Consider the following 14,428-nt stretch of genomic DNA (forward strand, 5'->3'; position numbering starts at 1 on the left):
ATGAACGCATTCTTCAGGAGCGCGGGCACCGTGCTGGGCAGAGTTTGGGTTTGGAGCCTGTTACTGGTGCTCGCGGTCGCGATGGTCGTGTGGTTCTTCGGGCCATTATTGGCCGTCGATGACTATCGATTCTGGCAAGCAGCGGCGGCGCGCTTGCTGACGATCAGCGGCCTGTTTTTGGTGTGGGGGCTGGCGATGGTCTACGCCAATTGGCGCCGCATGGCCCGGCCAGTGTCCGTCGACGGTGCTGAGCCGCACCCACGCAAAGGGCTGGTTGAAAACGAGCAGCGGCACCTGCGCGGTCGATTCAAGGACGCTCTGCACACCCTGAAAAACTCCAGGATTTATGGCGAACGCAGCCCGCGTTGGCGCAATGCATTGCCGTGGTATCTGCTGATCGGCAAAGAGGACAGTGGCAAGTCCCGGATGTTGGCGGCCAGTGGATTGCAGTTGCTCAAGGATCAGGGCGAGCCGATGGCGAAGGCGAGCGGCAGCACACGCGACTGTGAATGGCATTTCGCCGAAGACGGGGTGTTACTCGACACGGCTGGTCGCTACGTCACCCAGCCAGACAGCCAGGTGGATGGCGCGGGCTGGTCAACACTGCTGGGCCTGCTCAAGGCACGGCGCCGAACCGGCCCACTCAATGGTGTGGTGGTGGCGCTGTCGATGGAGACGTTGCTCCATGGCAATGAGCGTGATCTGGAGAATGATGCGCGGGCCGTTCAGAGTCGGCTGCTCGAGATCCGGCAGACGTTGCATGTGGAGGTGCCGATCTATCTGGTGGTGACCCAGGCCGACCGGCTGCAGGGGTTTGCGGAGTTCTTCGACCGCCCGCTGGGAGAGGGCAGCGATGCGGTGCTTGGTGAATATGTCGCGCCCGGAAAAGACGGTATTGATGCTGGTCAGGTACGCCAGGCGTTTGAAGCGCTGCTTCAGCGCTTGAGCGGTGAACTGGTGCAGCGCCTGCATCAGGAGCGCAACAGCGACCTGCGCGGCCGGATGCTCGACTTTCCCCATCAGGCGGCCCGGATTGGCGAGCGTCTGAGCCTGTACATCGACGTTGCGTTCTGCGGCCCGCGCTATCAGCACAGCAACGGCTTTCGTGGTTTCTACTTGACGAGTGCGGACGGTGGCCCGCAGCCACTTGAACTTCGCCCGCACTTTATCCAGGGCTTGTTCAGTCGGGTGATTCTGGCACAGGCCGATCTGGCAGGCCTCGATGGCGAGGAGCAGCGTCGAATCCGCTGGCGCCAGGGTTTGCTTGCCTTGAGCGCGTTAGTGGTCGTCGGCGCGGCGGGCCTGCTTTGGACCCATAGCTACTCGTTCAATCACCAACGCCTGGAGCAACTTCAGGATCTGGCGCGACGGGCCGTGCCCGTACAGCCCGGATCGGACGCTACCCTGGCCCTTCTGCCGCTGCTCGATAGCCGCCTGGCGGCCACACGGGTTTTCCCTGTGCAAGGCGAAGCCAGACTGGTTGAACGAGCTGGTTTGTATCAAGGCACCATCAGCCGCCCGGTGCTGGAACAGGCCTATGAGCACGCCTTGGGTCAACTGCTGCTGTCCCAGGTCGGCGAGATGTTGCAAGAACAGGTTCGCAGTAGCCTGGAGGATCGCGAGCGGCTGTTGGACAACCTCCGGGCGTACCTGATGCTCAACCTGCGGGAGCGTCGAGACATCGGCTGGCTGCGCGAGCGGGTGGCGGGGCACTGGTCTGTGCGTTTTGCTGGTCAGCCCTCCGTGCAGCGTCGTTTGAATGAACACTTCGCGCGCTTGCTTGAACAGCCGTTCGTACACCCGCTCGACTCCGAATTGGTGGCCCACGCGCGCCACGTGTTGCGGGGCGAATCACTGGTCGATGTGGTGCACCGCGTGCTGCGTGAGCAGGCCCGCGGCCTTGAGCCGTTGCACCTTGCACACGGGCTGGTGTTTGACGGTGGCGACCAGCCCATTCCGGGTTTTTATACACGCAAGTACCTGCGGTATTTCGAGTCCCAGGGCGCGCGTCTGGTGAACACCATCGTCCAGGACAACTGGGTGTTGGGTGAGGGGGCCGATCTGAGTGCGATGGACTTGCGGCGGTTGATGATGGAGCTTGAGCAACGCTACTTCAGCGAGTATGCCGAGGCTTGGAGCGAGGCGATTGGACGGATTCGCCTGCGCGAGATTGACAATCCCAGGCAGGGCGCCGAGCAACTCGCCAGCCTCACGTCAGCCCAGTCTCCATTGGTGCAGCTGTTACAACAGGTTCGTGACAACACGCGCTTGCCATCGGTCAACGAGCGCCTGGATGAGTTGGCAGCCAAACTGCCAGTCCCTGGGACAGAGCTGTTGCAGGTTGCGCAGACTGCAGTCGTCGACGTCCGGGGCGGATTGGCCGACACATTGCCCGACATGGCACGGCGCGCCATGCAACGCCGCTTCGAGCCCTTGCACCAGTTGCTGGACAGCCACGAGAACCCAGGTACCGAGTTGACCCAGGCGCTGCAGGCACTCAATGACTTGCACCTGCAATTGGCGACCTTGAATCGCGAAGGTTCGCCCGAGCCGGTCGCCTTCGATATGGCAAAGCGTCGGACCCAGGGCCAGCAGGACGCACTGAGTCACCTGCGTAACGTTGCCGCCCGTTTGCCGTTGCCGCTGGCGGGTTGGTTCGAAAGCCTGGCCGACGAGCATTGGCGCCGCCTGCTCGACCAAGCCTATCGCCATGTGAACCAGCGTTATCAGAGTGAGGTATATGGTGTTTACGCCAAGGCGATCAAGCAACGTTATCCGTTCAATGCCCACGCCAGCAGCGACGTCTCCCTCGATGATTTTCAGGAGTTCTTCAAACCGGGAGGGATAATGGCGCGATTTTTTGACAGCTATCTAAAGCCTTTTGTCAGCGCCGATGCCGGTCGCTACAGGCTGCGCAGCCTGGATGGGCGCAGCTTGCCGATGTCCCGGGCGTTCCTCGACCAGCAGGCGAAGGCACAGGTGATCAGGCGCGGTTTTTTTGCGGATGAACCGGGTGGCTTGCAGGTTCGTTTCACCGTCGCGCCCTACAGTTTGGACCCTTCGGTAAGTCGCGCGGTCTTGCGTCTGGGCGGCCAGCAGATGGAGTACCGGCACGGGCCGATTGTCCCGATGGCGATGCAGTGGCCAGCCGAGGCTGAAAATGGTCGCAGCAGCCTGGTGCTGGAACGGGGCAGCGAGCGGGCGTTGGGGCTCGAAAAAAATACCGGGGCCTGGTCCCTGTTCCGCTTGTTTGACCTGATGCAGAGCGAGCCTTCCAGCGGGCAAGATGTCCTGATTCTCAAGGCTGACCTGGCAGGCTTGCGCGCCAACTACCTGCTGACCAGCCGGCGCGCGCCCAATCCGTTTCAGATCGCGCAGTGGCGTACCTTTCGCCTTCCGGAGCAACTGTGAACCGAGGTCAGGATCGCTGGCGCAGCGCCGGCCGTACGGACCGTGGCAAGCTCAGGTCGCGCAACGAGGATGCCTTTCTCGATTGTCCCCGGCGGGGTTGCTGGGCCGTGGCAGACGGGATGGGCGGGCATCAGGCAGGGGATGTCGCCAGCCAACTGGTGGTTGATAGCCTGGCGTTATTGCCAGGCCGGGGGAGCCTCGACGAACGGGTCGAGGCGACCCGCCGTTGCCTGCAATGGCTCAATCGGCGGTTGGGTGAAGAGTTGACGGTCAGCGCCCAGGGTGGTGATCGCACCATGGGGAGCACGGTCGTGGCGTTGCTGCTTCAGGGCGATCGCGCTGCCTGTGTCTGGGCGGGTGACAGTCGTTGTTATCTGTGGCGAGCGCAGACGTTGTACCAGCTGTCGCGAGATCATTCGCTGTTCGAGCAGTTGATTGACCAGCGGGTGAGCCTGGAGCGGGCCAGGGCGCACCCCGATGCGCGGGCGCTGACCCGTGCCATCGGCTCGCGGGAACCCTTGAGGCCGCAGGTATTGGAACTCGGGACGTTGTCAGGGGATGTCTTTCTGCTGTGCAGTGATGGCCTGTATCAGGCGCTCAGCCATGGCGAGTTGGGGCAGGCGCTGAGCCTGGGAAATCCTCAGCGGATTCTGGACCAACTGTTCGCAGGCGTATTGCGCGGTGCCGCCCGCGACAACCTGACCGCTGTGGTGGTGCAGTCATGAACGATAATCCTGGGCTTGAGGTTGCGCCCAGTCGCCCGTTGACCCACTTCGCTTTTGCCCGGGCGCAGGGCAATCCACAGCGCGACGGGATACCTGCATTGCTGGCCGGGCGGTACCTGATCGAACGAGTGCTGGGCGCTGGCGGCATGGGTGTGGTCTACCGCGCCCGGGATCTGCTGCACGAACAGTTTGGTGAGTCGCGCTCCAGTGTGGCCATCAAGGTGCTGGGTGAAGCCATTCGTGAGTGTGCAGACGCCCACGTGCTGCTCTACAGCGAGTTTGCCCTGACGCGCAGCCTGCGACATGCGCAGGTGGTGCGGGCGTTTTCGTTTGAAGTGGACGCTCCCTGTCAGATCGCTTTCTTCACCATGGAACTGCTTCAGGGCATGACCCTGGATCGGCTGCTGCTGGAGCGCCCCGGTGGCTTGCCGTGGCCAGAGTGGCAAGGCATCGCCGTGCAATTGCTCGATGCGTTGCGCCATAGCCATCAGCAGGGCGTGCTGCACGGTGACGTGAAGCCCGGCAATGTGATGGTAGGAGAGGGCGGGCTGCGCTTGTTTGATTTCGGTCTGGGTCAGGCTTGTGGACCGGACTCGGCGGGGCCGCCAGGCTTGAGTCGCAGTCGTTTCAACGCTTGGACGCCAGCATACGCCGCGCCGGAGTTGCTGGCCGGCGCAGCCCTGTCGGCCAGTGCCGATCTGTATGCAGTGGCCTGTGTCCTTTACGAATTGGCCCAAGGCCGGCGCCACTCCAGTGACAGACCGGTGCGCCCCAGGCAACTGCCTCGCCATTGCTGGCGAGCGTTACGCACGGCGTTGGCGGTCGACCCACAGCGCAGGGTGATCACCCCTGAAGAACTGCATGAAGCGCTCAGCGATCCCCGCCAGTGTGTTAGCCGCTGGTTCTATTGGGGCAAGTCATGCAACTGAGAATATTCCGCCCAGCTCAGGCCCGCCATCTGCGCCACTTCCTTGTGCACTTCAAGGCGCTGGGCCTCGAATTCCGCGGATGAATGCGCCGTCAGTTTCAGCGTCAGCTCCCACGCAAACAGGCCCTGTCGCTCGGCTTCTGCCTCGAAGGCTTCATGCAGGCGTTCGGCGCGGTACTGCTCCATGGTTTCCCCCTTGGCCTGGGCTGCCAGGGGGTTCAACGTATCCAGTTCTGCGGCCAGGGCCGGGTGTTCGTTCAGGAATCGGTCCAGGGCTAGCTGGTGGTTTTCGCCGGGTTGGGACAAAGGTTTACTCCACGGTAAGAGAGACGACTGGTCAGACCCGGCAGTGCGCAGGCCATGAGGGAACGTCGCTTTTTACGACAACAAGGGCGCCGAAGGATGGGCCAACCCGAGCCAATCGACAAGCATCAGGCCCCTACGCTGATTCTGAATAATTGCGCCAGTGGCAGCAAAAGTCTTTCGCTCCCGGTAGCAGGACGTGTAGCGTTAACCCGGCGATAAAGGCTACAGCCAGGTGTTATGTTGCGACCCTGGCATCAGGGACCGAGGGCGATGTACAGAGGGACAGGTGATGGGGCAAACGCTGTTCAAGCTTTTCTTCACCCAGCGGCTGGCGGCCTTGGCCAGCACCGAGTCGTTGCGGGCCATACGTGAGGGGTTGTTGTGGATCCTGCCATGCCTGCTGGTGTCGGCCGGGTTCCTGATCCTGTCTGAATGCGCTCGTGTGCTGGGTTTCGACCCTCAGGTGGTGGCCTTGCTCGCGGGGCTGCACAACCAGATCAGCTCGGTGATCCCGCTGCTGGTGGCCGCCTCCATCGGTTACATGCTTGCGATCCAGCACCGCCTGCCGCAGCTGCCGGTGGCGTTCCTGTGCCTGGCCCATGTGGTGATCGCCACGTTTGTGCTGCGGGATTTTCCCCGCGCTTCGGCGACCTTCGTTTTATTCATCGCCATCGCCTCACCGTTGATCAATGTGCCCGCCATCGCCTGGCTGCATCGGCGGCGCTGGACCCGGTTGATCAACGAAGACCTGGTGGGGCACAACCTCAAGGGCACCCTCAATATGGTGGTGCCGGGTGCGATCACCGCGCTCGGGCTGGTGCTCCTGCTGTCGTTGCTGTTGCAGATTCCGCAGGTGGCGCAGCTTCAGGGGCCGCAGGTGCTCGATGCACTGGAAACGCCCTATGGCAGCGGCCTGTTCGTGACCCTGATGAATTCGCTGCTGTGGTTTTTCGGGATCCATGGTGTTTACGCCATGCAGCCGTTATTTGATGTGCTGGATCAGGCGGTCGCGCTCAATAACGCGGCGCTGGCGGCGGGCCAACCGGTCAAATATCTACTGAACGGCGGCTTGCTGGGCAGCTTCGCGTTTATCGGCGGCTCGGGTGGTGCATTGTGCCTGTTGCTGGCGATCCTGCTGTTTTCCAAGAGCCGGTCCATGCGATTGGTGGCGATGGCCAGCCTGCCGCTGTCGTTGTTCAATGTCAGTGAGGTTTTGTTGTTTGGCTTGCCGATCATCCTTAACCCGCGCCTGTTCATTCCCTTTCTGGTGGTGCCGGCATTTAACGCGATGCTGGCGCTGATGGTGGTGCAGATTGGCTGGGTGTCGCCTGCGGTGGTGAGTGTGCCGTTTACCGCGCCGGTATTGCTAAACGCCTATTTGAGCACTCACGGCGACCTCGCGGCGGTGGTGCTGCAGGTGGTGTTGCTGGGGGTTGGCGTGCTGATTTATGCACCCTATGTGCGGGCGATCAATCGCCAGGCCACGGAAGGCGGCACGGTGTATTTGAAGTCGCTGGACATGACCTTTCGCGGCCTGGAAGAAAAGGGCCGCTTGCTGGAGCTGGACCCGGTAATGGCTTCCCACAAGGCCCAGGCGCGCCAGGTCAGCGAGTTGAGCCATATCCAGCAGATCAGCGACTATGAGTTTTACCTTGAATTCCAACCGCAGATTTCTACCCTGACCGGGCTATGCACCGGTTGCGAAGCGTTGATGCGCGCACGGGATGCCGAGGGCACGGTGCATTCGCCCTGGGAGTTCCTGCAATGGCTGGCCAATGCCAGGTTGATGCCCGATGTGGATGTGTGGGTGGCGTCCCAGGCGGTGCGCCAGTACCAGAAGTGGCTGAAGGTCGGTTTCAGGTTGCCGATGACAATCAATATCTCCAGCGCCACACTGACCACCCCGGCCTATGGTGACCGGCTGGTGGAGATCCTGGCCCAGGCCCATGGGCAGGTGTCGGTGGAGATCACCGAGGATGCGTTGGTGGGGGATATCAAGGGCACCCGGCAGATGATCGAGAAACTGCAGGCGATTGGCGCCAAGGTGTACATCGACGATTTCGGCACCGGGTTTTCGGCGCTGAGTTATCTGCATCAGTTTCCGGTGGATTTCATCAAGATCGATCGCAGTTTCGTGGTGGCCCAACATGATCCCAAGGGCGCCCAGGTGCTGACCGGTATGCTGAGGTTTTGTGAGGCGTTGAACCTCGGGGTGGTGGTCGAGGGCGTGGAGACCGCCGAGCAGCTGGCGTTTTTGCAGTCGGGCTCGGAGTTGATTATCCAGGGCTGGTATTTCAGCAAGGCGCTGCCGGGAGATGAACTGGAGCGGTTCGTGCGCGGGCGTTATGCCCAGATGCAACCTAACGCTCCAGAACCCCTCTGAAGGTTGCACTCAAGGCCCGTAATGTCTCACGGGAGCGGCCATCACTGATCCGGCTATGCAGTACGATTTCACTGACAGGCAACGCCGGTAATCCGTACTGTTCACTCACGTCCACAGCGCCCGCCGGAGCAACCCGCCGAGCCAGCGCCGCTACGCCCAAGCCGGCGCTGACGGCCGCACCGACGGCCATCACGCCGCCGCCGACGAACACTTCGGTCCAGTCAATCCGCGCCTCATTCAGCGCCCGCACCGCCAGGTGTCGCACGCCGCAGGGCGAGGCCATGGTTGCCATGCGCAACGGCGTGCCGGGCGTGTGTTGCCAGGTCGGCGCGGCGAACCAGCCAAAGCGCTCCACTACCAATACCTCACCGTCCTGGCGATCGCCTTCGTTGCGCACGATCACCGCGTCCAGTTCGTTGCGGTCAAACGCTGCGACCAGGTCCCGGGACGAGGCAATCCGCACCTCCAGAATCACCAATGGGTCATACGCTGCCAGGCGGCTGAGCCACAGTGGCAGGTCGGGCCCGGCCACATGGTCGCTGATGCCGATCACCAGCCTTCGTGGTGCCCCATTGCCCATGTCACCCAACGCCCGTTCGTGGGCATTGAGCAGCGCGCGGGCGGCGACAATGAACTGTTCACCCTGGGGCGACAGCCGCACATGCCGTGGCGTGCGCACCAGCAGACGGTAACCGAGGCGCTCTTCCAGGCGCTTGAGCTTGAGGCTGATGGCCGCCTGTGAGGTGTCCAGGGCCTGGGCTGCGCGGGTGAAACTGGCGAAGTCGGCCACCAGTACAAAGGCGTGCACGGTGTCGATATCCAGCGGCTTGAGTGCTTCGGTCATTTCAGTTCCTTATCACACCTATATCGGATGATATCTTGCTGAAATCATGGGCCCGACACAAGCTGGACACTCATCTGAACAGGAGCGCCATGATGTTTGCCAAACAGTATTCACACCGCTTGCCAGCTGATTACGACATGGGTGTCATCCGCGAGCGCGCCGCCCGGTTGGGGCCGCAGTGGGATCACACCGAGGGTTTGTTGTTCAAGGCGTTTATCGCTCAGGAACGGGGGCAGGGACCGGGGGTGGGTAACCTGTATTCGTCGGTTTATCTGTGGTCGGATCCTTTGCAGGCCGCAGACTTTCTACTCGGCGAGCGTTTTCAGAAGGTCCTCGACAGTTTTGGCCGGCCGCACATTGAGTCCTGGTTACCGCTGGATGTGCAGCGAGGTCCGGCGCAAAACGCCTTGAGCCTGTACCGGGAAGAGTGGGCGCTGGAGCCAAGTGCGGACCGTGGGCAAATCCTGGCAACCGAAAAAGCCCGCAATCAGCAGATTGCAGACACCAGCGATAACTTTGCGGTGTTTCTGGCGCTGGATGTACAGGCGTGGAAGCTGGTGCGGATTACCTTGTCGGGCAAGGCGCTGGATGTGAACCACCCGGGCAATGGCTACGAAGTGTTCTACCTGGCGCGGCCCGGAGTGTGAATGCCGGTCGCCGCCGATCTGACGGCGGCGACCGGCTTCCTGTGTGCGGATCGTTGTAAGATATTGAACTATCTTCGCCAGAGCGATTTGTCATGCAGGCCACCCGGTTGACCCTGATTTCCCACGCCAGCACCCGCGCCCAGAAACGCGCACGCTTTGCGCTGGATGAGTCGGTGGAGATGGACTGGCAGCAGACGGCGTTGTCCCAGGCGCAGCGTTTCAAGCGTGCGCCCCTTGTGTTGTGCGGCCCGGAGGCGCGAACCCGGCAGACAGCGACCCTGTTTGCCGCCGATGCTTCAGTTGAAACAGCCCTGCGCGATTGTGATTTCGGCCGCTGGAATGGGCTGGCGATCGATGAGGTTCAACAGGCCGAACCCGAAGCGCTCCAGGCCTGGTTGACCGACAGCGCCTCGGCACCCCACGGCGGCGAATCGGTGGTGCAGTTGTGTGAGCGGGTCGGGCAGTGGTTGCAGTCCCTCGAGCAAACGCCGGGGCATGTGCTGGCGGTGACTCACCCGTTCGTTATCCGCGCGGCGCTGCTGCACGTCATGCAATCCGCGCCCTCGATGTTCAACCTGATCGACGTGGAGCCGCTGTCATCCACTGAGCTGCGGTTCAACGGCCATTGGCGCCTGCGCCTGGAAACTCACGCCTGACGCCCCGAACATGGCAAAATCCGCTCCCCGCACCGAGAACACCCATGAAGACTTTCCCATGAAACGCATCCTGATCATCGGCATTGGCGCCGGTAACCCCGACTACATCACGATGCAGGCGGTCAAGGCGCTCAACCGCACCGACGTGTTTTTCCTGATGGACAAGGGCCAGAGCAAGGACAAGCTGATCGACCTGCGCCGGGAAATCTGCGAGACCTACATCACCGATCACGCTTACCGCTTTGTCGAGGCCGATTGCCCCGAGCGGGTGCGTGGCGATATCGATTACACCACCGCCGTAAAGGATCTGAACCGCGACAAGCAGCAGACCTTCGAGCGGATGATCAATGAAGAAATGGCCGACGGCGAAGTCGGTGCATTCCTGGCCTGGGGCGACCCGGCGCTGTACGACAGCACCATCCGTATCCTGCAGGCGATTCTGGCCAGCGGCAGCTGCGAGTTCGAGTTTGAAGTGATCCCCGGGATCACCAGCGTCCAGGCCTTGGCGGCCCAGCATAAAGTGCCGTTGAACCGGATTGGCCGCTCCATTGAAATCACCACCGGGCGCCGGTTGGCGGCGGGGCAGGCGAGTGATGCCGACACCCTGGTTGTCATGCTCGACGCCGAAGATTCCTATCGCACCGTGGCCGACCAGGACCTGGATATCTACTGGGGCGCCTACCTGGGCACACCGGACGAAATCCTGATCAGCGGCAAGGTGGCCGAGGTGGCCGAAGAGATTGAACGTGTGCGCAAGGCGGCGCGCCAGGCCAATGGCTGGATCATGGATACCTATTTATTGCGCAAACCCTGAAGGTTGATGCCCATGCTCAAACTGATCGCCCTGACAATGGCGCTGTTCGCCAGCGCTGCCCATGCCGAAGACGAATTGCACACGGACTTGCCCCTGCCTTACCTGGAACAGACTCAGAGCGACGCACGCAACGAGCCGCTGGTGATCTTCCTGCATGGTTATGGCAGTGACGAGGCCGACTTGTTCGGGCTCAAGGACCGCTTGCCGTCGACCTGGACCTACCTGTCTGCACGGGCACCGATGCCGGTGGAAGGCGGTGGTTATCGCTGGTTTCGCAAGAAGCCGGGCGATGGCGATTTTGATGGCGAGACCGCTGATTTGCAGAGCAGCGCCAAGCTGATCGAAGACTTCGTCGCAAAGGCCACCACCAAGTACCACACCCAAAGTGAGCGAGTGTTTCTGGTGGGGTTCAGCCAGGGCGCGATCATGTCGTACGAAGTCGGGTTAAGGCATCCCGAAACCTTGCGCGGGATCGCGGCGTTGAGCGGCAGCCTGCTGCCGGTACTCAAGGCTGAGCTCAAACCGGACGCGCAACTGGGCAAGCTGGCGATTTTCATCGGTCACGGGACGTTGGACCAGGCGTTGCCCTACTACTCGGCAACGCGGGCCAACGAGGTGTTGCAGGGGCTTGGCCTCACGCCGGAATTCCACGGTTACCCGGGGATGATTCATACCGTGGGTGAGGCGGAGTTGCTGGACTTGAAGCAGTGGCTGGAGAAGAGCCTGCGCTGAGTCCGTCGATGTGGACGAGGTCAAAATGTGGGAGCGGGCTTGCTCGCGAAAGCGGTGGGTCAGTTAATACATGTGTTGACTGAAACACCGCTTTCGCGAGCAAGCCCGCTCCCACATTGGATTTTCATTGTCAGGTAAATCGGGTTATTTACCGCCAATAATCTGTTTCACCAACAGTGCATGGCCTTTCTCGTCATCCGCCCGGGAAATGGCCTGCACCACCAATTGGTGGCTGCCGGAGCCCGTCAGGAAAGTGGAACTCAGCGTCTTGCCACCGCCCATGGTCGCGGTGCTGTCGACCTGGCGCAGGGCCAGGCCTTTGACGGTGAGTTTCTTCTCGGCGCCTTTCTTGAAGTCCGGCAGGGCCGCGCTTTGTTCCTTGACGAAGTCCGCCACGGCACCGTCGAGGAACTGCGGGTCGTTGTCCTTGATCAGGCCGGCGACACTCGGTTTCTCAACCACAAAAATCACGCTTTTGGTGGCCTGGTCGCTGTACATCGTGCCGCTGGCGCCCGCCGTGCCGTGTTCGGCATCACCGGCCGGCAGTGGGTCGGCCAGGTAGGACTTGGGCAGGTTGAAGCTGAACTTGCCGTCCAGGGTGGAAATGGTCTGGGTGGCGGTTTTCTGCGCCGCAGGCTTGCTGGCGGCGAGGACTTGGCTGGCGCCGAAGCCGGCGGCCAGCGCGAGGGCCAAGAGGGCTGCGGTCTTGCTGAGGGTGGCCATGAAGCTCTCCAGGGATGAACGAAATTGCGCCGTATTCTGTCAGAATTTTCGCAAGATCGTTCGTCTCCATCCTTACACCTTGTCGGACTCCTCCTCGAGCCGGTCCATCTCAAACAGCCGCGCCAATTCCGTCCGGGCTTCCTGGGCCGACTGCATCACCTTGGCCGCGTCGTCATACACCGCGTGCTGGGCGGCCAGCAGTTGCAGGTCGTGGTTTTTGAAACGGTTGATGCGCGCATCGGCCTGGGCTTGGGTCAAGCCAAGGCCCACCAGAGTGCGGCGGCTCATTTCCAGGCTGGAGTAAAACGTTTCGCGCACCGGTGATGCGTCGAGGTCCACCAGGCGATGCACGTGTTGGCGGTTACGGGCGCGGGCGATGATCTTCATGTGCGGGTAGAGGCTGCGCACCAGCTCGGCGGTCTTGATGTTGATTTCGGGATCGTCCATGGCGATCACGAAGAATTCAGCCTGGTCGACTTTCGCCGCGTGGAGGATTTCCGGGCGCTGCGGGTCGCCGTAGAACACCGGCATGCCGCCGAAACTGCGGGTCAGTTCGATGGTTTCCACCGAGGTGTCGAGGGCGATAAACGAGATGTTTTGCGCCCGCAGGATCCGCGCCACGATCTGCCCCATACGGCCCATCCCTGCGATCACCACTCGGGGGGCATCGCTTTCGATGGCGCGGTATTCCTCGGGCACTTCCACCGGCTTGACCTTGGGCTTGAACAGTTTCGGGCAGAGCAACAGCAGCAACGGCGTCACGGCCATCGATAAGGTGATGGTCAGCACCAGGATGTCGTAGAGGTGCGGTTCGAACAGGCCCTGGTCGCGGCCGATCTTGAACACCACGAAGGCAAATTCACCGCCGGCCGCCAGCACCACACCCAGGCGCAGCGCGCTTTCACGGTTCAGGTCACCGGCCAGTCGGCCCACGCAAAACAGCAGCGGCAATTTGATGGCGATCAGCAGCAGGGTCAGGCCCAGCACGATCACCGGCGCACTGAACAACAGGCTGATATTGGCGCCCATGCCCACGCTGATAAAAAACAGACCCAGCAGCAGGCCCTTGAACGGTTCGATCTGCGATTCCAGCTCATGCCGGTATTCGGAGTCTGCCAACAGCAACCCGGCGAGGAAGGCGCCGAGGGCCATGGACACACCCACCAGCTCCATCAGCCATGCCGTGCCGATCACTACCAGCAATGCGGTGGCCGTGGAGACTTCCCGCAGCCCGGTCTTGGCGACGATGCGAAACACCGGCCGCAGCAGATAGCGCCCACCGATGATCACCACGGCGATGCTGCCCAGTACTTCCAGGCCATGCTGCAGGCCTTGGGAGGTGGTGGCGGGGTGATCGCTGCCGGCGAGCAGCGGCACCATGGCGATCAGCGGGATGGCCGCGATGTCCTGGAACAACAGGATCGCAAAGGCCAGGCGCCCGTGGGGCTGGTTAAGCTCCTTGCGCTCGGCCAGGCTTTGCAGGCCGAACGCGGTGGAGGAGAGCGCCAGGCCAAGGCCCAGCACAATCGCGCTGTTCCATGACTGGCCAAACGCAAACAGCGCGACCACGCCGATCACCGTGCCTGTCAGCAACACCTGCGCCAGGCCGACGCCAAACACCGCCTTGCGCATCACCCACAGACGCTTCGGTGACAGCTCCAGGCCAATGATGAACAGCAGCAACACCACCCCCAGTTCGGAAAACTGGCTGACGCTTTGCGGGTTGCCCACCAGGCCCAGCACCGAGGGGCCGATGATCACGCCGGCCAGCAAATAACCCAAGACGGCGCCCAGCTGCAGGCGCTTGGCCAAGGGCACGGTCAGTACGGCGGCAAACAGGAATACAACCGCCGCTTGTAACAGGTTGCCTTCATGGGGCATTGGGGGACTCCAGGATCGTTTCGCTGAATCAACAGGTTTTACTGTAGGAGCGAGCTTGCTCGCGAAAATCGTTAACGATGACGCTGACTGGCTGAATACACGCGGAGCCTTAGCGCTTTTCGCGAGCAAGCTCGCTCCTACAGGGGTAACACAGGGCGTTATTAGAGCGCTTTTTTACATTATGAAATCTGAATTTTTGCGCGGCTCAGAGCGTTCAGCTCCGCGTTCATTGGATGTCGTCCAGGCCCTACGCGGCACTCGCTAAAGTATTAATACCATTTATTTCAATGAGTTTTACGCACGCGGCTAACGTTGTGACAAACAGGATCAGTTGTCGCCACGGTCAGGTATTTCGACGTCGATGCGTGTTTGGATCTG

12 protein-coding genes are annotated in these 14,428 nt (G+C 61.7%); 8 read left to right on the forward strand and 4 right to left on the reverse strand.

Annotation, left to right across the window (positions count from 1 at the left end; translation table 11 throughout):
- The 3 genes from tssM to NVB75_RS32595 are packed head-to-tail and all read left to right on the forward strand — an operon-like array spanning position 1 to position 5,065.
- Positions 1–3,411, forward strand: coding sequence for a type VI secretion system membrane subunit TssM (gene tssM, locus NVB75_RS32585; RefSeq protein WP_258345111.1), 3,411 nt, complete (start codon positions 1–3; stop codon positions 3,409–3,411).
- On the forward strand, positions 3,408–4,136 hold the full coding sequence (locus NVB75_RS32590; RefSeq protein WP_258345112.1) for a PP2C family serine/threonine-protein phosphatase: 729 nt from the start codon (positions 3,408–3,410) through the stop codon (positions 4,134–4,136). Before tssM ends, NVB75_RS32590 begins: the two co-directional genes overlap by 4 nt.
- Complete coding sequence (locus NVB75_RS32595; protein WP_258345113.1) at positions 4,133–5,065, forward strand: serine/threonine-protein kinase; 933 nt, start codon at positions 4,133–4,135, stop codon at positions 5,063–5,065. The genes NVB75_RS32590 and NVB75_RS32595 overlap by 4 nt, the downstream gene beginning before the upstream one ends.
- Here NVB75_RS32595 and NVB75_RS32600 read toward each other — a convergent pair.
- On the reverse strand, positions 5,041–5,370 hold the full coding sequence (locus NVB75_RS32600) for a DUF6388 family protein (RefSeq protein WP_258345114.1): 330 nt from the start codon (positions 5,368–5,370) through the stop codon (positions 5,041–5,043). The genes NVB75_RS32595 and NVB75_RS32600 overlap by 25 nt on opposite strands.
- 289 nt (positions 5,371–5,659) lie before the next feature.
- Between NVB75_RS32600 and NVB75_RS32605 the strand changes: the two genes are divergently transcribed.
- On the forward strand, positions 5,660–7,753 hold the full coding sequence (locus NVB75_RS32605; protein WP_258345115.1) for an EAL domain-containing protein: 2,094 nt from the start codon (positions 5,660–5,662) through the stop codon (positions 7,751–7,753).
- On the opposite strand, the gene NVB75_RS32610 is transcribed toward NVB75_RS32605, so the two are convergent.
- Positions 7,731–8,597, reverse strand: coding sequence for a LysR family transcriptional regulator (locus NVB75_RS32610; RefSeq protein WP_258345116.1), 867 nt, complete (start codon positions 8,595–8,597; stop codon positions 7,731–7,733). The two genes, NVB75_RS32605 and NVB75_RS32610, sit on opposite strands and share 23 nt — an antisense overlap.
- Before the next feature lie 92 nt (positions 8,598–8,689).
- Here NVB75_RS32610 and NVB75_RS32615 point away from each other — a divergent pair, with 92 nt between their 5' ends.
- The 4 genes from NVB75_RS32615 (at position 8,690) to NVB75_RS32630 (ending at position 11,446) form a co-directional block, all read left to right on the forward strand.
- The gene (locus NVB75_RS32615; protein ID WP_258348822.1) at positions 8,690–9,244 is read left to right on the forward strand and encodes a DUF4865 family protein; all 555 of its coding nucleotides are present in this window, start codon (positions 8,690–8,692) and stop codon (positions 9,242–9,244) included.
- A gap of 92 nt (positions 9,245–9,336) precedes the next feature.
- A complete protein-coding gene (locus NVB75_RS32620) occupies positions 9,337–9,900 on the forward strand; it encodes a histidine phosphatase family protein (protein WP_258345118.1) in 564 nt (187 codons plus the stop codon).
- Between the two features lie 58 nt (positions 9,901–9,958).
- Entirely contained in the window at positions 9,959–10,714 is a 756-nt protein-coding gene (gene cobF, locus NVB75_RS32625) for a precorrin-6A synthase (deacetylating) (RefSeq protein ID WP_003208076.1), read from the forward strand.
- A gap of 12 nt (positions 10,715–10,726) precedes the next feature.
- Positions 10,727–11,446, forward strand: a complete 720-nt coding sequence (locus tag NVB75_RS32630) for an alpha/beta hydrolase (RefSeq protein WP_258345120.1) — start codon at positions 10,727–10,729, stop codon at positions 11,444–11,446.
- Between the two features lie 144 nt (positions 11,447–11,590).
- On the opposite strand, the gene NVB75_RS32635 is transcribed toward NVB75_RS32630, so the two are convergent.
- Both NVB75_RS32635 and NVB75_RS32640 read right to left on the reverse strand, forming a co-directional pair.
- The gene (locus NVB75_RS32635; RefSeq protein WP_177069037.1) at positions 11,591–12,169 is read right to left on the reverse strand and encodes a hypothetical protein; all 579 of its coding nucleotides are present in this window, start codon (positions 12,167–12,169) and stop codon (positions 11,591–11,593) included.
- 72 nt (positions 12,170–12,241) lie between these two features.
- Complete coding sequence (locus NVB75_RS32640; protein WP_076016283.1) at positions 12,242–14,050, reverse strand: monovalent cation:proton antiporter-2 (CPA2) family protein; 1,809 nt, start codon at positions 14,048–14,050, stop codon at positions 12,242–12,244.
- Positions 14,051–14,428 lie beyond the last annotated feature (378 nt).

Source organism: Pseudomonas sp. CBS (assembly GCF_024734645.1).
Lineage (GTDB): Bacteria > Pseudomonadota > Gammaproteobacteria > Pseudomonadales > Pseudomonadaceae > Aquipseudomonas.